This is a genomic window from Sulfurimicrobium lacus, assembly GCF_011764585.1.
Taxonomy (GTDB): Bacteria; Pseudomonadota; Gammaproteobacteria; order Burkholderiales; family Sulfuricellaceae; genus Sulfurimicrobium; species Sulfurimicrobium lacus.
The window spans coordinates 238,426-259,567 of the sequence record NZ_AP022853.1 but is presented as its reverse complement, the minus strand read 5'-3'; the positions used below and the strand labels follow the sequence as shown (position 1 = coordinate 259,567).

The 21,142-nt window shown below is 60.4% G+C and carries 15 protein-coding genes; 7 read left to right on the top strand and 8 right to left on the bottom strand.

Going from position 1 to position 21,142, the window contains the following annotated elements:
- Window positions 1-4 precede the first annotated feature (4 nt).
- Together ccsB and SKTS_RS01240 are read left to right on the top strand one after the other, a co-directional pair.
- Window positions 5-1,150: a c-type cytochrome biogenesis protein CcsB gene (gene ccsB, locus SKTS_RS01245; protein ID WP_173059183.1), complete on the top strand. Its 1,146-nt coding sequence runs from the start codon at window positions 5-7 to the stop codon at window positions 1,148-1,150.
- Window positions 1,151-1,349: 199 nt separating this feature from the next.
- Entirely contained in the window at window positions 1,350-3,545 is a 2,196-nt protein-coding gene (locus tag SKTS_RS01240) for a carboxy terminal-processing peptidase (RefSeq protein ID WP_173059180.1), read from the top strand.
- A 57-nt stretch (window positions 3,546-3,602) separates the two neighbouring features.
- On the opposite strand, the gene SKTS_RS01235 is transcribed toward SKTS_RS01240, so the two are convergent.
- From SKTS_RS01235 to SKTS_RS01205, 7 genes are all read right to left on the bottom strand, one after another.
- Window positions 3,603-4,724 carry a sulfur reduction protein DsrS gene (locus SKTS_RS01235; RefSeq protein ID WP_173059177.1) on the bottom strand — a complete coding sequence of 374 codons (1,122 nt, stop codon included), beginning with the start codon at window positions 4,722-4,724 and terminating at the stop codon, window positions 3,603-3,605.
- Between the two features lie 3 nt (window positions 4,725-4,727).
- Window positions 4,728-5,981: a vWA domain-containing protein gene (locus SKTS_RS01230; RefSeq protein WP_173059174.1), complete on the bottom strand. Its 1,254-nt coding sequence runs from the start codon at window positions 5,979-5,981 to the stop codon at window positions 4,728-4,730.
- A gap of 24 nt (window positions 5,982-6,005) precedes the next feature.
- Entirely contained in the window at window positions 6,006-7,034 is a 1,029-nt protein-coding gene (locus SKTS_RS01225; protein WP_244617408.1) for an AAA family ATPase, read from the bottom strand.
- A gap of 34 nt (window positions 7,035-7,068) precedes the next feature.
- Window positions 7,069-8,352, bottom strand: coding sequence for a glutamate-1-semialdehyde 2,1-aminomutase (gene hemL, locus SKTS_RS01220; protein WP_173059167.1), 1,284 nt, complete (start codon window positions 8,350-8,352; stop codon window positions 7,069-7,071).
- Between the two features lie 7 nt (window positions 8,353-8,359).
- On the bottom strand, window positions 8,360-9,001 hold the full coding sequence (gene thiE, locus SKTS_RS01215; RefSeq protein WP_173059164.1) for a thiamine phosphate synthase: 642 nt from the start codon (window positions 8,999-9,001) through the stop codon (window positions 8,360-8,362).
- Entirely contained in the window at window positions 8,994-9,815 is an 822-nt protein-coding gene (thiD, locus tag SKTS_RS01210; RefSeq protein WP_173059161.1) for a bifunctional hydroxymethylpyrimidine kinase/phosphomethylpyrimidine kinase, read from the bottom strand. The genes thiE and thiD overlap by 8 nt, the downstream gene beginning before the upstream one ends.
- A 65-nt stretch (window positions 9,816-9,880) precedes the next feature.
- Window positions 9,881-10,765, bottom strand: a complete 885-nt coding sequence (locus tag SKTS_RS01205; protein ID WP_173059158.1) for a PstS family phosphate ABC transporter substrate-binding protein — start codon at window positions 10,763-10,765, stop codon at window positions 9,881-9,883.
- A gap of 267 nt (window positions 10,766-11,032) precedes the next feature.
- On the opposite strand from SKTS_RS01205, the gene pilG reads away from it, so the two are divergent.
- From pilG to SKTS_RS01180, 5 genes are read left to right on the top strand one after another with little or no spacing between them, the layout of a single operon-like run.
- Window positions 11,033-11,398, top strand: coding sequence for a twitching motility response regulator PilG (gene pilG / locus SKTS_RS01200; RefSeq protein WP_173068798.1), 366 nt, complete (start codon window positions 11,033-11,035; stop codon window positions 11,396-11,398).
- Between the two features lie 20 nt (window positions 11,399-11,418).
- Window positions 11,419-11,784: a response regulator transcription factor gene (locus SKTS_RS01195; protein ID WP_173059155.1), complete on the top strand. Its 366-nt coding sequence runs from the start codon at window positions 11,419-11,421 to the stop codon at window positions 11,782-11,784.
- A gap of 14 nt (window positions 11,785-11,798) precedes the next feature.
- Window positions 11,799-12,323, top strand: coding sequence for a chemotaxis protein CheW (locus SKTS_RS01190; RefSeq protein ID WP_173059152.1), 525 nt, complete (start codon window positions 11,799-11,801; stop codon window positions 12,321-12,323).
- A 55-nt stretch (window positions 12,324-12,378) separates the two neighbouring features.
- Window positions 12,379-14,514 (top strand): methyl-accepting chemotaxis protein, encoded by a 2,136-nt coding sequence (locus SKTS_RS01185; RefSeq protein WP_173059149.1) that lies wholly within the window; start codon window positions 12,379-12,381, stop codon window positions 14,512-14,514.
- A 25-nt stretch (window positions 14,515-14,539) separates the two neighbouring features.
- Window positions 14,540-20,266, top strand: coding sequence for an Hpt domain-containing protein (locus tag SKTS_RS01180; RefSeq protein WP_173059146.1), 5,727 nt, complete (start codon window positions 14,540-14,542; stop codon window positions 20,264-20,266).
- 51 nt (window positions 20,267-20,317) lie between these two features.
- Here SKTS_RS01180 and SKTS_RS01175 read toward each other — a convergent pair whose 3' ends face one another.
- Complete coding sequence (locus SKTS_RS01175; protein WP_173059143.1) at window positions 20,318-21,139, bottom strand: undecaprenyl-diphosphate phosphatase; 822 nt, start codon at window positions 21,137-21,139, stop codon at window positions 20,318-20,320.
- Between the last annotated feature and the right edge of the window lie 3 nt (window positions 21,140-21,142).

The following is a 21,142-nucleotide window of genomic DNA, read 5'->3' as shown; positions in this document are numbered from 1 at the left end:
ACCAATGGAATTGACTGAAAACTACGGCGCCCGCCCTGCCTTCTTTAAAACCCTGTCCTGGTTCGACTGGCTCTACGCCCTGATTCTGGCCGGCGGGAGCATTTACGCCCTCAATCTTTATGGCAGCAACATGGACGAGTACGAAAAGGGCATCCTGTTCCTGTCCGCCGCCGGACTCATCGGCCAGGGCTGGTTCTGGAAGCCGTTCCGCGCGCTGGTGCTGGTGGTCGGATGCCTGAGCCTGTTCGGCATCAGCCAGTATCACGGCCAGCTGGCACGGGCAGAGCAGGCCTTCTTCCTCAAATTCTTTTTCGGCAGCCAGACCGCCATCATGTGGATGAGCGCGCTGTTCGTGATCGCCACCGGCAGCTACTGGCTGGCCCTGCTGAGCCGCTCCGAGTTTACCGCCCGGGTTTCCAGTGCCATTACCTGGAGCGCCGTGGTGATGGGCCTGGTCGGGCTGATGACGCGCTGGTACGAGTCCTACCTGATCAGCCCGGACGTCGGACACATCCCGCTCAGCAACCTGTACGAAGTCTTCATCCTCTTCTCCATTCTTACCGCGCTGCTCTACCTGTTTTACGAACTGCGCTACCAGAACCGCCAGCTGGGCGCCTTCGTGCTGCTGGTCATCAGCGCCGCCGTCGGCTTCCTGCTGTGGTACACCTTCGGGCGCCAGGCCAATGAAATCCAGCCCCTGGTCCCGGCTCTGCAGTCCTATTGGATGAAAATCCACGTGCCGGCCAACTTCATCGGCTACGGCGCCTTCGCGCTGGCCGCCATGGTCGGGGTGGCCTACCTGCTGGTCAACAAGGGCATCCTGGCCAGCCGCCTGCCCGCCGTCGAAATGCTCGACGACCTGATGTACAAGTCCATCGCCATCGGCTTCGCCTTCTTCACCATCGCCACCATCCTCGGCGCCATGTGGGCGGCGGAAGCGTGGGGCGGTTACTGGTCGTGGGATCCCAAGGAAACCTGGGCGCTGATCGTGTGGCTGAATTACGCCGCCTGGTTGCACCTGCGCCTGGTGAAAGGCCTGCGCGGCCCGATGCTGGCGTGGTGGGCGGTGATCGGCCTGTTCGTGACCGCCTTCGCCTTCCTCGGCGTCAACATGTTCCTCTCCGGATTGCATTCCTACGGTACGTTATAGCCCCCGGTAAGAATCAGGAACGGGTATTGAAACGCGGCTTTCAATACCTGACTGTCCAGTCGATTTTCTCGCCGCCGCATGTTACAAACTTGATCCCTTGGCAACCAAATCCGGGCTCACGAGTCAAATCCGGCATTAGTGCCGACACCCAGATTGCCTGTTATCCAATGCAAACAATCCGCTTTGTGATGGAGTACAAATGATAAAGAAACTGCTTTGGATGGTTTTTGCGTTGGCAACGGCAGCACACGCTGCCTCGTTCGACGTTGGAACGCCACTTACTTCCGGGTTGAAACCATTGCAGCAACAGTCCCAAGCGGCACACTTGGCGGCAGAGGTGCTGGCCCGTTACCACTACAAACCGATGCCACTCGACGACGCGATGTCGGAAAAGATATTCAACCAATATCTGAAATCGCTTGATCCCGAGAAAATGTTTTTCGTTCAAACCGACATCGACCAGATGAGCGGCCTTCGAACCACTCTCGACGATGCCATCTTTGCGGAAGACCTTACCGCTCCCTTTGCCGTCTTCAATCTTTACGCGCGAAGGGTACACGAGCGCTTTGGATACGCCCGCGCCTTGCTCAAGGAAGGGTTTGATTTCACGAAAAAAGAAGTCTTTCAATATGAGAGAGAAAAGGATCCCTGGTCTAAATCCGAGAATGTAATGCGCGAGGTGTGGCGAAAGCGGGTGAAGAACGACTGGCTTCGCCTCAAGCTGGCGGGGAAAACCGACAAGAACATCGTCGAAATTCTGGACAAACGCTATGGCCATTCCCAGAGACGCATCGACCGGCTGAAAAGCGAAGATGTGTTTCAGATATTCATGAACGCCTACACCATGGCTATCGACCCCCACAGCAACTACCTTGGGCTTCGGGCCGCGCAGGATTTCGACATCTCGATGAAACTTTCCCTGGTCGGCATAGGTGCGACGCTGGCGGAGAAGGATGACTACACCACGATCAGGGAACTCGTGCCAGGCGGACCCGCCGCGCTCTCAGGCAAATTGGAAATTGGGGATCGTATCGTCGGTGTTTCCCAAGGCCAAGGTGGCGTCATAACGGACGTTCTGGGTTGGCGCCTGGACGACACCGTTGCTTTGATTCGCGGCGCGGCCGAATCGACCGTCTTGCTCGACGTTCTCCCTGCGAAAGCAGGCCCGGATGGAAAACACAAGCTGGTTTCACTCATTCGGAAAAGAATTACTCTGGAAGAGCAGTCCGCCAAGAAAGCTGTGCTCACCCTAAAGGAAGGCAATACAACTCGCCACATCGGGTTGATATCCCTCCCCTCTTTTTATGAGGATTTCGAGGCGAGACAAAAAGGCAACCAGGACTTCAAGAGCGCGGCCCGCGATGTGGCACGCCTGTTGGGTGAATTGAAACAGGAAAAAGTCGACGCCGTACTGATCGACTTGCGCAATAACAGCGGTGGTTCATTAACGGAATCGATAGAGCTCACCGGCTTGTTCATCGGCAAGGGGCCCGTAGTGCAACAGCGTGACGCCAATGGTGCGGTTAAGGTGTTGCGCAATACCACGAGCGATGTCGCCTGGAGTGGCCCCCTTGGCGTGCTGATCAACCGGGGCTCGGCATCGGCGTCGGAGATTTTTGCTGCTGCGATTCAGGACTATGGTCGCGGATTGGTAATCGGCGAACCAAGTTTTGGCAAAGGCACCGTGCAAAGCATTTTCAATCTTGATCGGCTTGCCAGAAACGACAAGCCGAAATTCGGCGAACTGAAAATGACCATCGCCCAGTTTTTCCGCATCGATGGAGGCACGACGCAATTGCGCGGCGTAACGCCGGATATCGCCTTTCCCACCGTTTCCGACCCGGAAGATTTTGGCGAATCGACTTTCGACAACGCACTCCCCTGGATGCAGGTGAAAGCCGCCGACTATACGCCGGCAGATAACTTGAAAACGCTGGCGCCCATTATCCTGACACGTAATGAAGCCCGCGAGATGAACGACAAGGACTTCATTTGCCTGCAGGAAGACATCGCCGAATCCAAGCTTCGGCGCAAGAAAAACCAGGTCTCGTTAAACGAAGCGGAAAGACGCCAGGAACGGAATATCCAGGAGGCTCAACTGAAGTCCTGCGAAAGTGCCGGCAAGAATGCCCATGGCGATGTTGCCAGCCAAAGCGCGCCAGCAAAGAGCAGGGCGCTACAGGACGATGGCCTCCAGGCTAACGAACGCAATCTCGCCACGGAACTAGCGGATGAAAAAGCACGCAAGGACGCCAAAGACATCTTGCTGAACGAAGCGATTCATATACTTGGGGACGAGGTCAGTCTATTGGATGCCGACGCCAGCTTCGCAGCCCGTGAGAAGCCAAGCTCCCCTGGGCAAGGGGCAGCCGCAGTGCGTAGCGGCGCTTTGTAAGCGAGCAAAAGCCAGATTTTTCGTTAGCCTGATTTCAAGGCCTTCCGGATACTTCTCTCAGACAGTCGCGCGCAGCACGGCAAGCTGTTCCAGCAACGGGTCGCTCACCGGCTCAAGCTTGCGCCGCATGAGCGAGCCGATGGCCGTGGTGCGCACCAGGATGGGCGCCACGCTAAATTCACCGACCTCGGCCAGCACCAGCAAAGCGTACAGCGCAGCGCGATACTGCGGCACGATGGCAAGCAACGCCGCCAGGTCGGCATCCGGGTCGGCGAGGCGCTGCTCAGCCACGGTCAGCGCCGCCTTCAGTTGGTGTTCCTGGGCCGGGTCCTGACGCGACACACCGAAGTAAGCGCCGATGGCACGAAACAGGGCCCGTGCCACATCCTGGTCCGCCGGACGGCGCAGCACGTCTTCGCAGGCCACCAGAAAACGCTTGCCGGAGGGCGAGAGCACGCGCGCCAGCTGGCGCGCATAGGGATTGCCCGCCGCCGCCAATGGCTCGAGCGGCATTGCGCCGGGCAACGCCGTCACCTGCGCATCCTCATCCTGTCCGGGCAGCGCATCCGGTACGGTTTCGAGAAAGCCGACATAGTAGGTGTTGTCGCCCTTGGCGCGCTTCCATAGCCGCAGCAGAGCCTCCGAGCTGAGCAGCCCCGGTTGCAGAACGATGCGCACCGTGTCGATCACGACGTGCGGGCTGGTTTCGAACGGCAGGTGCTCCACCAGGTACTCGGCCAGCACCGGGCCCATCTCTCCCTGCGACACCGCTGCCCGTTCCAGCATGCGCCGCGCGTTGTCCCCGCTCTGCACGCACCACCAGGCGCGCCGCGCCAGCTCGTCGGTAAGCTTGGGCGAATAGGCCACCGACACCACGGCCTCCTCCTCGCCCAGCAGCAGCAACTTGTCGATGTTGTCACCCGAGTTCTGTCCCATGCGCGTCCAGCGCTGGATGAACAGCGGGTAGCCGCCGGGCGAACCCAGGGCATGGCCGGACAGCATCTCGCGCACCAGGCGCAGATACTGCTCCTTGCGCCCGGTGGGATGCAGCGCGATACGCGCCTCGCCGCGCCCGGTCAGGGCAAAAAGGGTGAGACTGTTTTCATTGATGCGCACCGCCTGCAGTTCATGCGTAAGCAGGACATTGAGGCGCAGTGCGTCTTCGCTGGAGAGTTCCATGGCTTAATTGAGTTGTATCCGCTGCCCCCACGGCACCGGAGCCTTGCCCTTCACCAGCCAGAGCGTGGGGTAGTTGGGTTCGATGGCGGGGAAATCGCCTTCCGCATCGGTGAAATAGAGCAGCAGGTCGGGCTGGCGCCCCTGGCGCGCAATCCAGTCGAACACCGGCACGAAGCTGGTGCCGCCGCCGCCCTTGATGTCTTTCGGCAGGCGCAGCTCGTCCCACGGCTCGAACTCCCACGGCGCCCCTTCCGACAAGCCGGTATCGCAAGCGAGCAGCGTCACCCTGGCGCGCAACTGGCCCTTGAGCGCATCCACTTCCGAGAGGAACTGGGCCAGCTCCTTTTCCCCCACCGAGCCGCTGGTGTCGAGCGCCACCACCAGGTCGACCTGGCCGCTGCGCAGCGAGGGGAAAATGACATTGCCTTCGCGGCGCGACGGGCGCATGTAGCTGTAGTCGTCGCGTGCCACCTGCGACAGGTAGCGCGCCAGCAGCATGCGCCACGGCAGCTGGGGTTGCAGGAGATGATCCACCAGGCGCGCCAGCGCACCGCCCATCTTGCCCGCCGCCATCGCCTGCTGCGCAGCGGCGGCCATGCGCTGCTGCCACTGGCGGCCGAGTTCGTCGCGTTCCTTGGCGTTTAACGGCGGTGGCTGGGAAGCGCCGCCCTGGCCCGCAGTCTCCTGCTGCTGTTGCTGCCCCCCGCCGCCGTCGGAGTCGTTATTCTTCTCTTTGCCGCCGCCTCCGCCACCATCCTGCTGCGGCTCCTGGTCGCCCTCGCCGTCCTGCCCCCCTTCGGACTCTTCGCTGTCATAGAGGTGCTGATCCATGGTCTGGTCGGAGTTGTTGTCGTTGATGCAGGGGTAGATTTCTTCCGCCGTCATACCTTCGAAGGCATCCAGCAGCAGCACGCCGGGCGGCGGCTTGAGGCCATCGGCGACAAGCAGGGGGTTGATGGCGTGATCGCAGGCCACGTCCCAGCGACGCTTGATGCGATGCTGGCGGCGCGCGAAATGCGACAGGGCGCAATGCAGCGCCTCGTGGGCCAGCACGAACTGGGTTTCTTCCAGCGTCAGCGCGGCGATGTAGGCGGGATTATAGTAAAACTTACGCGCATCGGTCGCCGAGGTTGGACACCATTTCTCGCTCGCTGCCACCATCGGCAGGCGCAAGGCCAGCGCGCCGAGAAACGGCTTGTCCAGGATCAGCCGGGTACGCGCCGCAGCGAGCTTGGTTTCGATTGAGGTGTCAAACATTGCGTTCAAACGCAAACCGCCGGATCACATCTCGTACAGCATGATGTCGGCCACCGCGTTCGCCCAGTTGGAGAATTGCGGCACCTTGAACAGTTGCTGCCCGACCGCGCGGTGCATGTCGGACACCAGCATGATGCCCATTTCGCGCAGCGGGAAACGCCCGGCGTAATCGAGGATATGGCCATGCACCACCAGCGCGTCCGGGCTGCCCTTGACGCGGATCGCCCTGCCGACCAGCGCGGAAGCCACGGCATACTGCAAATCCACCTCATGCGGCACTTCGGCTGCCTCGCCGCGCACGATGGCGTCGATATCCGGCATTTTTCCCAGGTTGTCCACGAAGGCGTGCAACTCCAGCCCGGCAGCGGGGCCGACACAGGCCTGCAACGAACCCAGCAGCAGATCCGGCATGTCGCCGAACTTCTGCAAGGCGCGGTGGGCGAATTCCCACGACCGAGGTGAAGGGAAGGCCACCGGGTTGTGGGCCGGGTCGAAATCGAACAACAACTCGGGACGGAAACGCAGGAACGCAATCAGGCGCTCGTCGATGCCGCTGGCGTAGGCCCAGGCCACCCAGTCGTCGAGATTGGCTTCCACTTCGAAATGGGAGAAACGGTTGGCCAGCGGCGCGGGCATGGTATAGGTCACGCCGCGGTCGCCCTGGCGGTTGCCTGCGGCAAAAATGGCCCAGCCCTGCGGCACCTGGTAATTGCCCAGGCGGCGGTCGAGAATCAGCTGGTATGCTGCGGCCGAGACACTCGGCGGCGCCGAGGTGATCTCGTCGAGGAACAGCACCCCGGCCGGTCCGTGGCGCTCGGCATCGGGCAACATCGCCGGCACGGCCCATTCCACGTGGTCGCCGACGCGGAAGGGTATGCCGCGCAGGTCGGAGGGTTCCATCTGCGACAGGCGGATGTCCACCACCGGCGCACCGTGGCGCGCGGCAACCTGGGCAATGATCTCGGACTTGCCCACGCCGGGCGGCCCCCACAGCATCACCGGGGTGTGCGTGCCTTCGCTGGCACTGGTGAATTCCCGGTCTAATATCGTCATCAATTGCGCGGGGCGCATTAAAATGTTTCCTGAACTATTTTACTTTGGCAAAAGCGCGCCGCGCGGCTTCCAGCGTTGCGGTAATCTCCGCATCGCCATGAGCGGCAGACACGAATCCGGCCTCGAACGCGGAAGGCGCAAGGTACACCCCCTCGTCAAGCATGGCATGGAAGAAGGTGTTGAACTTCTCCTTGTCGCACTGCATCACTTCGGCGTAGCTGGTCGGCGCCTTGGCGCTGAAGTACAGGCCGAACATGCCGCCCACCGATTGCGCGCAGAAAGTAATGCCCATTTCCTTCGCCACGGAGGTCAGTCCGTCGGTGAGCTTGCGCGTCATGCTGCTTAACTTCTCATAAAATTCGGGCGCTTGCAGCAATTTCAAGGTGGCAAGTCCCGCCGCCACCGCCACCGGGTTGCCGGACAGGGTGCCGGCCTGGTAGACCGGCCCGAGCGGCGCGAGTTTTTCCATGATGTCGCGACGCCCGCCGAAGGCACCGACCGGCATCCCGCCGCCGATCACTTTGCCCAAGGTAGTGAGATCCGGCTTGATGCCGTAGAGCCCCTGTGCACAGCCCAGCCCGACGCGGAAGCCGGTCATCACTTCATCGAAAATCAGCACGCTGCCGTGCTGCGTGCACAGGTCGCGCATGGCTTGGAGAAATTCCGGCTTGGGCGCAATCAGGTTCATGTTGCCGGCGACCGGCTCGACGATCACGGCAGCGATCTCGCTGCCGATGCTCTTGAAGGTCTCGGTCAATCCTGCGACATCGTTATAGTCCAGCACCAGGGTTTGCGCTGCGACTTCAGCGGGAACGCCGGCCGAACTGGGGTTACCGAAAGTCAGCGCACCGGAGCCGGCCTTCACCAGCAGGAAATCGGCGTGGCCGTGGTAACAGCCCTCGAACTTGATGATTTTGCTCCGCCCGGTAAAACCGCGCGCCAGACGGATGGCGCTCATGGTGGCCTCGGTGCCGGAACTCACCAGGCGCACCTGCTCCATGGAAGGCACCAGCTTGCACAGCAGTTCGGCCATTTCCAGTTCGCGCGCGGTGGGCGCACCGAAGCTCAGGCCGCGCGCAGCGGCTTCCTGCACCGCCTTGACCACTTTCGGGTAGGCGTGGCCGAGGATCGCCGGCCCCCAGGAACCGACATAGTCGATGTAGGGTTTGTTATCCTCGTCCCACAGGATGGGGCCCTTGCCGCGCTTGAAGAACACCGGCGTACCGCCGACCGAGCCGAAGGCGCGCACCGGGGAGTTCACGCCGCCGGGAATGAGCTGTTGGGATTGTTCGAATAAAGCCTGGTTACGTGAAGTCATAAGAGTCCTAATGCAGCCAGCGCCCAGGCGAAGCCGGGCGGCTGAAAAGTTGAGAATATTGTCGTGCCGCCAGCTCGATATCCGGCGCATCGAACAAGCCAGATATCACTGCTATCGCATTTGCACCGGCCTCGATCAGGGCAGGTGCATTTTCTACCGTAATACCGCCAATGGCCACGATCGGCACGTGCAGCAATCTGCGTGCTTCCCGCAACAGCTCTAGCGATGCAGGCACCGCCCCGGGTTTCGTCACGGAGGGAAAAAAGCTGCCGAAAGCGACATAATCCGCGCCCCCGGCTTCCGCCGCAAGCGCCAGTTCCAGATCATTGTAGCAAGACACGCCGATGGTCTTTTCCGCGCCCAGCACGATGCGCGCCTGGCGCAGGGAGCCGTCCTCGCGCCCCAGGTGCACGCCGTCGGCACCGGTCAGGTCGGCCAGGCGGAGGCTATCGTTGACGATCAACGACACATCGAAGGCATGGCACAGGGTCAGCAGTTCGCTGGCTTGTTCATGCAGCAGGGCGACGTCGCCGCTCTTGCTGCGGTACTGCACCGCCGCCGCGCCTCCCGCCAGGGCGGCGCGCACCTGTTGCAGCAAGCGCTCCGTATCCGGCTGCTCGGGGGTAATGGCATAGAGCCCGCTAATCATCCCCGGCGACCTCTTCCTCCCGCGCCCAGAACAAGCGGTCAGGAATATATTGTCCCATGCCGGGGCGGAAGCCGGCTTTCAGCGTTTGCCAGGTATATTCCTGAGCCTCGCGCACCGCTTCGGTCACGTCCAGACCATGAGCAATTGAAGCGGCCAGCGCCGAGGCCAGCGTACAGCCTGAGCCATGGTAGCTGCCGGGCAGTCGCTGCCAGGCGTCGGAACGCAGCACCCCTTCCTGGCCGTGCAGGACATTGACCACCTGGGGCGTATTTTCGTGAGTGCCCGTGACCAGCACGTATTCGCAACCGAATTCGATCAGGCGCCGCGCACAGCCGGTCAGGTCGAGTTCTTCATCGCTGTCGTACTGGGCAAGGCGACGTGCCTCCAGGCTGTTGGGCGTGATGATGGTGGTCTGCGGGATGAGCATGTCCAGCATGGCCTCCAGCATCTCTTCCGAAGCAAGTTCGTCGCCGCGCCCGGAAGCCAGCACGGGATCGAGAATGAGTGGCACGTCGGGATAATCCGCTACGATTTCGGCAATCGCCGCGATGATTTCCACGCTGCCCAGCATGCCGATCTTGAACGCCGCGACCGGCATGTCTTCCAGCACGGCGCGGGCCTGTGCCGCGACCAGTTCGGCATCGAGTGCATGCACGTCTTCCACCCCCACGGTGTCCTGCACCGTGACGGCAGTTATAACGGTCAAGGCGTGGCAGCCCATGCTCGACAAAGTCAGCAGGTCGGCCTGCAAACCGGCGCCACCAGTGGGGTCGGCAGCGGCAAAAGTGAGAACGATAGGGGGCGAATCAGACATGATGATGCGGCATCCGTAAAAGCTTCCCGCCGGAGCGGGGTGCCGCTACGGCAGTTTGCGTGGTTTTATTTCAGTTTGCTCAACTGGCGCTGGACCAATTCATCCGGGAGGGGCACATACCCTGCTTCAGCCACCGCAGCCTGACCTTCCTTTGACAAGCCTGTCTTGAGAAAATCCATCACGGCGGGAGAAACCGGTTTGCCATGTGGCTTGTCGATATAAAGGAAGAGAAAGTGCTGCAGGCGGTAACTCTTGTTGTAGAGGTTCGCCACCGTCAGCGGAACGAAGTCGCCCGCGCCTTTTTTCAGCGGCACCATTTTCAGTCCGCTGTTCGGCTGATAGCGTCCATATCCGAGCGCGTCCTTGTTCTGCGCCACCTTGGCCAGCAACTGTTCGTGGCTCAATTCTTCGATATTGGGCTTGAAGTCGTCATGGCACAGCACCGCTTTGCTGAAGAAGTCGCGCACTGGAGATTTGTTGTTGTGTCCGAGCAACACGATGGATTGCTTGTCCCAGGGCGTCGGCAACCCCAGTTGCCCCCAGGTGGCAATGCTTTCGCTCCAGCCGCAACCGTGGCTGGCGGAAAAAAGGCTGTCGAGCTGCTTATATTCCAGGCCTTTGATCGGATTGCCGGGGTGCGCATACACGGCTACCGCCTCGATCGCCACCGGGATGGCGGTAGGGTAATAGCCGTGTACCCGGATGAAAGCTTCACTTTCGTCGTTGGTCATTTCACGGTTCATCGCCGCCAGGTCGGCCTTGCCGGAAATCAGAGCCTTGGGCGCAGTGCTGGTACCGGGACTCGAAATGTTGATGTCGCCGCCAATTTTGGCCGCCCACTGTTTCAGGAAAGGTTCCAGCACACTGGAGCCAACGGAGGTAACACCCGCCATGGCCGCCGGGGTGATGGCTACCAGCAAGAAAATCAGGGTCAGCAACTTGCGTAACATAGCCATATCGCCCTTATTTATTAACAATAAATTCTTCGCGGCATCATAGCATAATTGCCGAAGGCGGCAATTCGCTCAAATCACCGTCACGCGTGTCCTTTTAATGATGTTCATATTAGGACCTGAAGAGCTTTAATTAAGACCAGAAGTGCTTTACCTGCCGGGGTTTTTCTATACAATGGCATGCAGCTATGGCTGAGAAGGCTTCGAACACGGAACTTGGGAGGATGAGTGAGCGAGGAAAATAATTTGACCGGCACCAAAGTAATGGTGATTGACGACAGCAATACCATCCGCCGCAGCGCCGAAATCTTCCTGTTGAAATCCGGTTGCGAAGTCATTCTGGCTGAAGACGGCTTCGACGCCATGGCCAAGATTACCGACTACCAGCCCGACATCATCTTCGTCGACATCATGATGCCACGTCTCGACGGCTATCAAACCACAATGCTGATCAAGAAAAACCCCCGCTTCAAGCACACGCCCGTCATCATGCTCTCCAGCAAGGACGGGCTGTTCGACCGTGCACGAGGCAGGATGGTCGGCTCGGACGAATACCTCACCAAGCCCTTCACCAAGGACAGTCTGCTGGAAGCCGTCCGCAAACACACAACCGCCCGAAGCGGCGCATAAATCACGCACAGAGGTTACTCATGGCAATCCATAAAATTCTGCTCGTCGATGACTCCCCCACCGAACGCCACTTTCTCAACAGCCTGCTCAGCAAGCAGGGCTATCAGGTGGTGCTAGCGGAAAATGGCGAAGAAGCCATGGTCAAGGCCAAACAGGAAAAACCCGACCTGATCATCATGGACGTGGTGATGCCCGGCCTCAATGGCTTTCAGGCCACCCGCGCCATCACCAAGGACGAAGAGACCAAGCACATTCCCGTCATCATGTGCACCACCAAGGGGCAGGAAACCGACAAGGTATGGGCAATGCGACAAGGCGCAAAGGACTACGTCACCAAACCGGTGGACCAGGCTGAACTGCTCAATAAAATCGCGGCACTCGGCTAAGGATTCTCTCCCCCATGGCACGACGCACCAAAATCGGTCTGCGTGAATTCCACCAGGAAGTGGTCGCAAAACTGCAGGCCCTGAGTCAGGGGGGTGAAGCGCCGCCTTCGTCGAAACTGGGACTGCAGGTAGGCGATCAATACTGGCTGGTGGAACTGGCCGATGTCGGCGAAGTGATCCCTCCGCCGGAACTCACTCACGTACCGCTTTCGCAACCCTGGTTCGCCGGAGTGGCCAACGTGCGCGGCAACCTCTACAGCGTGGCGGATTTTTCCGCATTCTGCGGCGGCGAACCGGTCTCGGTCGGCACCGAAAAACGTCTGGTCCTGGCACACCCAAAATTCATGGTGAACTCCGGCCTGCTGGTCAGCCGCCTGCTCGGACTGCGCCATGCCGACCAGTTGCAACCGAGGGACATCCCAGCCGGCGCAGCGCCATGGGTTTGCGCAGCATACACCGACAGCGAAGGGCATCAGTGGCAGGAATTGAACGTGCAGGCATTGGTCAACGACCAGGGATTCCTGCAGGCAGGACGGTAGAGCAACTCAAGCTCAAAAGCAGCACCTGAAAACACGAGGGATGGAGATAAAAGCAATGGCGTTCAAAGTGGAAAACCTGATGTTCTGGAAACGTGCCGGCAAAGGCAGGAGCAGTGCCGAAACCCCACTGCATACCACCATGATTCTGCAGGGTCTGCGCAACCTTTCGGGCAAGGAGCCGGGAACCGTCCCCATCATCGGTCATCTGCCGATCGAGAGGCAATACCTGATTACGGTTTCCACCCTCGTGATATTCCTCATCCTGGCCGTTGCCACCCTGATCTACAACACCGTACGTGTAGGCCGCAACGCCGAATACGTGGCCACCTCCACGGAAATGCAGATGCTCTCGCAGCGGATTGCCAAGAGCGCACAGCAGGCGGCACTGGGCAACACCGCGTCTTTCCAGCAGTTGGACGAAAGCGAAAAGCGCTTCGACAAGAGCCTCAAGAGACTGATCAACGGCGGCGACGGCCTGCCGGCCTCGCCCTCCTCGGTGCAGCCGATACTGAAGGAATTGAATAAAAACTGGCTGCCTTCGGAAAACGCGATCGACCTGATTCTCAAGCAGCAAAAGAAGCTGGTGGACCTGAACCGCAGCGTGGCCGCGATCAACACCAACAATATCCAGTTGCTGGAACTGGCCGAGCAGGTAGCCGGTCTTCTGACGCAATCCGGCGCGCAACTGCGCGAAGTGACCATTGCCTCGCAACTGGTGATGCTGACCCAGCGTATGGCGAAAAACGCCAACACCCTGCTCGCGTCCGACATCATCGATCCTGAAGTCGCTTTCCTGCTGGGCAAGGATGCCAATACTTTCCACGACATCCTGGATGGACTCCTCAATGGCAGCGAGGACCTCCGTCTTTCCGCGGTCAAGGACCCCGATACCCGCGACAAACTGAGCGAACTTAACGAGGCGTTCAAGGAATTCTCCGGAGACTCCGACAAAATTCTGCAAAGCATGCAGGATCTGGTGAACTCCAAGCAGGCCGGACGTTCGATTTTCATGAACTCGGACGTGCTGCTCGATGATGCCCGCAAGCTTGTGGCCGGCTATGAAAACCTGGCCGGCGGCGCGGGGTTGCTGGTGCTCTCCTTCCTTTATGGCCTCCTCGCCATCGGCGCCCTGGTGATGCTCGGCATGATCAACGTGAACGACGCCAAAAAACGCGCGCTGGCGAGCGAGCGCGAAAACAAGGCCAACCAGGAAGCCATTTTGCGACTGCTGAACGAAATGGGCGACCTGGCGGAAGGCGACCTGACGGTGCGCGCCAAGGTAACGGAAGACATCACCGGCGCCATCGCGGACTCCATCAACTACACCATTGACGAGCTGCGCGGCCTGGTAACGGAAATCAACAAAACCAGCGAGCAGGTGACGCACGCATCACGCCAGGCGCAGGACATTTCCAACGAACTGCTGGAAGCCGCGCAGAAGCAGTCCCAGGAGATCGAAGACACCTCCGCCCAGGTGTTGCAAATGGCGCAATCGATTAACGAGGTGTCCGCCAACGCCGCGGAGTCCGCCCGCGTGGCGCAACAATCCCTGGATGCCGCCGAGAAGGGCACCACCGCCGTGCGCAATTCCATCACCGGCATGAATGAAATTCGCGAGCAGATCCAGGACACCTCGAAGCGTATTAAACGCCTGGGCGAAAGCTCCCAGGAAATTTCAGAAATCGTGGAACTGATTTCCGACATTACCGAACAGACCAACATTCTCGCCCTGAACGCTGCGATTCAAGCCGCATCGGCAGGCGAGGCGGGACGCGGCTTCACGGTGGTGGCGGAAGAAGTGCAACGACTGGCGGAACGTTCCGGCGAGGCGACGAAACAGATTTCCGAGATTGTGAAAACCATTCAGACCGACACCCAGGACGCGGTATCCGCCATGGAGAAGAGCACCCAGGGTGTGGTGGAGGGTGCCAAGCTGTCCGATGCCGCGGGCCAGGCGCTGAACGAAATCGGCCAGGTGTCGCGCAACCTAGCGGAACTGATCGAAACCATCTCGCGCGCCACGCAGAACCAGGCACATGCAGCTGGCATGGTGGCCACAAACATGCAGGAAATCCAGAACATCACCATCCAGACCACGGAAGGCACCAAGAAAACCGCCATTTCCGTGGGAGAACTGGCGACCCTGGCTACCGACCTGCGCGGTTCGGTGGCTGGCTTCAAACTTTCCTGAGCAAGCCATAAGGGTGCTTTAATACATGAGCATTGAATTCGATACCGGCCCGCTCACCTGGGTCAAGGGCGAAATTGACCAAGCCCTGCATCAGGCCGGCGAGAAGCTGGCCCAATTTGCCGCCGACGCCTCAGACAGCACACCGCTCCGTCAGTGCCAGACGCACTTGCACCAGGTTAGCGGCGCCATCCAGATGGTGGGACTCGAAGGCGTGGCACGCCTCGGCGAAGCGATCGAAAAACTGGTCGGCGCGATGGAAAAGCGCGAGGTCGCCATTTCCGGGGCCAATCTTGACCTGATCAAGCAGGGAATAGCCGCGCTATCGCAGTATCTGGATGACCTGCTTAGTGGTCAGCCGGACCAGCCGCTGCGCCTGTTTCCCGTTTATCACGCCTTGCTCGCAGCGCGAGGCGTGGAAAAAGTAAGCGAAAGCGAGCTGTTTTTCCCGGATTTGTCTATTCGCGCACCGAAAAACCCAGATGCCCGAGCGCTTACCACCGCAGAGATGCCGGGCTTCCTCAAAGTCGAACGCGCGCTTTACCAGCGTGGCCTGCTAGGCTTCCTGCGCAACGCCGAGGACAGCGCAGCGCTGGAGAACATGCGCAATGCACTGGACGCCATCGAACAAACCCAGACCATCCCGGCACTCCACACCTTCTGGTGGAGCGCGACAGGGCTGGTCGAAAGTCTGCTGCACAAAGGCCTGGATACCAGCCTCAATCTCAAACAGTTATGCGGTCGCATAGACCAGCAAATCCGCCGACTAGCGGAAGGGTCGCCCAAGGTCGCGGAGCGCCTGCTGCGCGACGTACTGTATTTTGTAGCCAGCAGCACGCCGGTAAACACCAGGGTGGAACAGATTCAGGACATGTTCGAACTGGGTGCGTATGTACCCCGCAGCGCGGCACAGCTAGCGGCAGAAACCGAGCAGGAACGGGTGCAACCTCTGCTACGCGAGTTGCGCGACCTGCTCGCGCCCGCCAAGGATTCCTGGCTCAAATTCACTTCTGGCAGCAATGACAGCCTGGCGAGTTTCCATGCTCAACTCAAGCGCCTGGTGGACCGAGCTGCTGCTCTGGAAAATGCTCCGCTGAACCAGCTATTGCAACAGATCGGATATGGCGCAGCCGCCCTCTCCGCCAATCCCGCCGACATGAACGAAATGGTGGCGATGGAAATGGCCACCGCATTGCTGCTAGCCGAAAACACGCTGGAGCACTACTTGGGTGCAACGGACGAGTTTTCCCGTCAGGCCGAAGTGCAATCCAAAAGGCTGCAGGCGACGCTGCAGGGCAGGCTGGACGAAATCGAAGTTTCCGACATTCCGCTGCTGGACGAAATGTCGCGCAAGGCGCAGGAAAAACTCCTGCTGGCTCAGGTCGGCCAGGAAATCCAGTCCAACTTGCAATATATCGAGCAGGTACTCGACGCTTTCTTCCGCGATACGGCCAAACGCGACGAACTGCCCGGACTGCAGCCGTTCCTCAAGCAAATCTATGGCGCGCTGAAAATTCTCGAACTGGAACCGGCCGTCAAGCTGCTGGATGAGTGCGAGCGCCTCATCACCGGCTTTTCGCAGCCCGGCTATGAACCTCAGCACGAGCAACTGGAACAGGTAGCGGAGGGACTGAGCAGCCTCGGTTTCTATGTCGAGGCCATCCAGCGCGGTCGCACGGATGCGGTGCAAATCGTCGACAGCGCCCTCGCCCGCATCAATCCCGCCGCTCAAGAACCGCTCATGGCGCCGCAAGCGGAAATCCCAGAAGAACAAGCCGCCGTCAGCGTCGAAGCCGGCCTGGAAGACCAGAAGCAACGCGCACAAACCCTGCTGGAGCAGTGGCAGGAAAACCCGGCCGACGCCCAGGCCAAGGCTGAACTGAAAAATCAGCTTTCCGTCCTGCAGCAGGATGCCGAACTGATAGCGGACAGCACGCTCAAATCCCAGGCCACCGAAGCGATGCGGCTGTTGGGTGAGGCGGAAACGCCGACGACCGAACTGGCCGCCGCAACCGCAGCCCTGAGCGCGCCGAAAATGGCGGTCAGCGCCCCGTCCGCGGAAACGGCGCGCCTCGCCGAAGAAGCCGACGAAACCATCGACGCCGAAATGCTCGAAATCTTTCTGGAAGAGGCCGATGAGGTGCTCGCCACGGTGACCGAGAATCTCGACCTCTGCCACGCCCAGCCCAACGACAGGGAAGCGCTCACCACGCTGCGCCGCAGTTTCCACACGCTGAAGGGCAGCGGCCGCATGGTGGGCCTGTGGGACCTGGGCGAAGTTGCCTGGGCGATCGAGCAGGTGATGAACAAGTGGCTACAGGACGAAAAAAACGCCACGCCTGAACTTCTTGCCCTGCTTGGTCAGGCGCACCAGCACTTCCTCGGCTGGGTAGCGGCACTGAAAGCCAGCGGCGCGGTCAAGATCGTGGCCGATGACCTGGTGGCTGAAGCCGAGCGCCTGAGAACCGGGATCAGCGCGCCAAGCGCTGCAACGCCCCCTGAAGAACACGCCGCAGTCGCGGAAGAAGTCCCCGCAGCAGAAGAAATTCTTGCCGCCGCAGCGCCTGAGCCGGAAGAAGCTGAAATCGTGGCGGAACCCGTCATGGAAATCAGTGCGCTTCCCGAGGAATATCCTGCTGAAGAAACCATTAATCTAGTCGAACTCCCTTCCGAGCAGGAACTGCCAGCCGAAGATGAGACGCCGCCTGAGATCCAGGAGTCCGTGGCCGAGGCTGCGCGCGAAGAGATCGTTGCCGCAGGACTTCTTCCCGAAATAAGCGTTGAGCAGCCGGTGGAGGAAATAGCAGCCGATGCGGAACGAGTTGCCGTTGTCGAAATTCTGCCGACACTCATGGAAGAAGAGGCTGTCGCAGAAGTTGCGGGCGAGGAAATTCCGCCGCAGCCTGAAGCCGAGGCGGCTCCGCTCATGGAAGATGAGCTTGAAATCTCGGTTGGCTCGGTCACACTGCCCTATGCCCTCTACAACATATTCATCAATGAAGCCGGGCAGCATCTGGCCACGCTGCACCAGCATCTGGGCGATCTCATCCAGTACCCGGAAATGGCCGTTCAGCATGACTTCATGCGCGCGGCACACACCCTGTGCGGCATCTCCCGCACCGTAGGTTTTCCGGTCATTGCCGACCTGGGCTTCCCGCTCGAAATGTGGCTGCAGGAATTGTTGCAGCACCCGGTACCGCTCGCAGCCAAACAGCTCAAGATCATGGGTGATGTAATCGTCGCCCTGGGCAAGATGGTCGATACCATCCGCTCCAGGAAGGCGCCGAAACCGGCCCGCCAACTGATACGCTCCCTGGAGGCAATGCTGGCCAAGGCCAAGGCGGAACGCGAACCGCTGCCGTCTGTACCCGAACAAGTCGCTGTCGCGGAATACGTTGCCCCCACAGAAGAAGCCGCTAGCGCGGCAGAAGTCGTTGCAGTCGCGCCGCAAGCAGCACAGGAACAGGCACCGCAGTTAGCGACTGCTCCAAGCGAACCATCTCGTGAACGCCGCGCCATCCGCGATGACATTGACACGGACCTGCTGCCGATTTTCCTCGAAGAAGCGCATGACCTGTTCCCGCTGGTTGGCGGCCAACTGCGCGCCTGGCGGGCCAATGCGGCCGACACCCATGCCTCCGACGGCCTGCAGCGTGCGCTGCACACCATCAAGGGCAGCGCCCGCATGGCCGGCGCCATGCGCCTGGGTGAACTGACCCACAACATGGAAGCGCAGGTCCTCGCCGCGATCGAGTCTGGCCATCTCCCGCCGCAGCTTTTCGACACGCTGGAGAGTGAATTCGACCGCATGGGTGACGTGCTGGAGCAACTGCGCAACGGTCCGCAACCCGAGGTGGAAGCCGTTGCAGCGCCAGCCGAAATCACCGCCCTGGCCAAACCCGCCGTCGTGGCTGCGGTGCTCGCCGCAGAGCCCGAAGCGACAACCAAGGCCATGCTGCGTGTGCGCGCCGACGTGGTGGACCGACTGGTGAACGAAGCCGGCGAGGTGAGTATCGCGCGTTCCCGCATCGAAGGGGAAATGCAGAACTTCAAGCGCTCGCTGCTCGATCTGACCGAAAGCATCAACCGTCTGCGCAACCAGCTGCGCGAAATCGAGATTCAGGCGGAAAGCCAGGTGCAGTCGCGCCAGTCGCTCGCCCGCGAATCCCACGAAGAATTCGACCCGCTGGAATTCGACCGCTTCACGCGCCTGCAGGAAGTGACCCGCATGATGGCCGAGAGCGTCAACGACGTCGCCAGCGTGCAGCACAACCTGCTCAAGAACCTGGACGAAACCGAAGCCGCGCTGCTGGCCCAGTCGCGCATGACCAAGGAACTGCAACAGGAACTGCTGCGCGCCCGCATGGTGCCGCTGGCCAGTATTTCCGAACGGCTTTTCCGTATCGTGCGCCAGACTTCGAAGGAGCTGGAAAAGCGCGCTACGCTGGAAATCATCGGCGAGCAGGTCGAACTCGACCGCAGCGTGCTGGAAAAAATGACCGCGCCGTTCGAGCATCTGTTGCGCAACGCGATCGACCACGGCCTGGAACGCAGGGATGTCAGACTCGCTGGCGGCAAGGAGGAAATAGGCACTATCGAGCTGCAGGCACGCCAGGAAGGTAACGAAATCCTGCTCACCCTGCGCGACGACGGGCGCGGGCTCGATCTCGACAGCATTCGCCATAAAGCCATCGAACTGGGCATGCTGGCGCCGGACAGCGAGGTCGAGCCGGTACAGCTGATGGAAATGATTTTTTCCTCCGGTTTTTCCACCGCCGCCGAAGTGACCCAGGTCTCCGGCCGCGGCATCGGCATGGACGTGGTGCGCAACGAAATTGCCAGTCTCGGCGGCCGCATCGAGGTTGCGTCCGAACCGGCCAAGGGAACGACCTTCAGCATCTACCTGCCGCTCACTCTGGCAGTGACCCAAGCGGTGCTGGTGCGCGCCGGCACCCAGGTTTACGCACTGCCCTCGACCATGGTGGACCAGGTCCAGGAACTCAAAGCGGACACCCTGGCGGAGATTTACCAGAAACAGCAGGTGACGTGGCAAGGCAATATCTACCCCCTGCACTACTTCCCGCGCCTGTTGGGTGACCATGAATCCACCCCGGTGGTGCAACGCTATACCACCATCATGCTGCTGCATAGCGGCGCGCAGCACGTGGCGGTGCATGTGGACGAGCTGATCGGCAACCGCGAAATCGTGGTCAAGAATATCGGCCCGCAGCTTGCCCGCGTACCGGGTGTGGCCGGGGCGACCGTGCTGGGTAACGGCAAGATCGTGCTGATTTTGAATCCCGTCCATCTCGCACAGCGTCAGGCTGCCCCGTCCCCGACCACACAGCTCCAGAGCGCCGTGCAACAACTGCCAGCGGCACTGCCGGTCATCATGATCGTGGACGACTCGCTCACGGTGCGCAAGATCACCAGCAAGCTCCTCACGCGCGAAGGCTACCAGGTGGTGACGGCCAAGGATGGCGTGGATGCATTGCAGGCGCTGGAAGACGTCACCCCGCAGGTGATGCTGGTGGATATCGAAATGCCGCGCATGGACGGCTTCGAACTGACCAAGAACGTGCGCGGCAACGCCAAGACCGCGAGCATCCCGATCATCATGATCACCTCGCGCACCGCCGAGAAACACCGCAATTACGCGCAGGAACTTGGGGTCAACGTATACCTGGGCAAGCCTTACCAGGAAGAGGAACTGCTCGGATACATCGCGGGCTTCGTCAAGGGCAACCTGCACTAAATCCCGCAAACCCGGGTTGCGCCCGATGGCGGGCCAACCCGGCCTGTTGGCTTACGACATGGCCTGAAACAGCTCCGTGCGGTAATAAATCAGCAACAGCACCCCGAACACGATGCGGTACCAGGCAAACACGGTGAAGCTGTGTTGCGAAACGTAGCGCAGCAAGGCGCGGATAGCGACGAAAGCGCTTGCAAAGGCCGTGACAAAGCCTACCGCGAAGGTGCTCAGGTCATGAGCGTGCAACAGGTGCCAGTGCTTGTAGACGTCGTAGAACGTCGCGGCAAACATGACGGGGATGGCGAGAAAGAAGGAAAATTCGGTGGCTGTCTTGCGCGACAGACCGAAAATCATGCCTCCCATGATCGTCGCCCCGGAACGCGAGGTGCCAGGGATCAACGAGAAGCACTGTGCCAAGCCGACTTTCAGCGCGTCTTTCCAGGTCATTTCATCCACGCTGTCGATGCGCGGGTGAAATGCCTTCTTCTCCACCCAGAAAATCACCAGCGCGCCGACGATGAAGGCGATTGCCACGGCAAAAGGATTGAACAGGTGCGCCTTGATCGACTTGATGAACATCAGCCCCAGAAAGGCGGCTGGCAGAAACGCGATAAAAAGATTGAGAACGAAACGGCGCGCCGCTCCGTCGCTGGGCAAACCGCGCACCACGTGAGCCAGCCTGGCGCGGTACTCCCAGCACACGGCCAGGATGGCGCCCAGCTGAATGACGATCTCGAATACCTTGCCCACTTCATCGTTGAAGCTCAGCAGGTCGCCGACGATGATCAGATGTCCGGTGCTGGACACCGGCAGAAACTCGGTGAAGCCCTCGACCAAACCGAGGATGAGGGCCTTGCCCAGTAAAATGAGATCCACGCG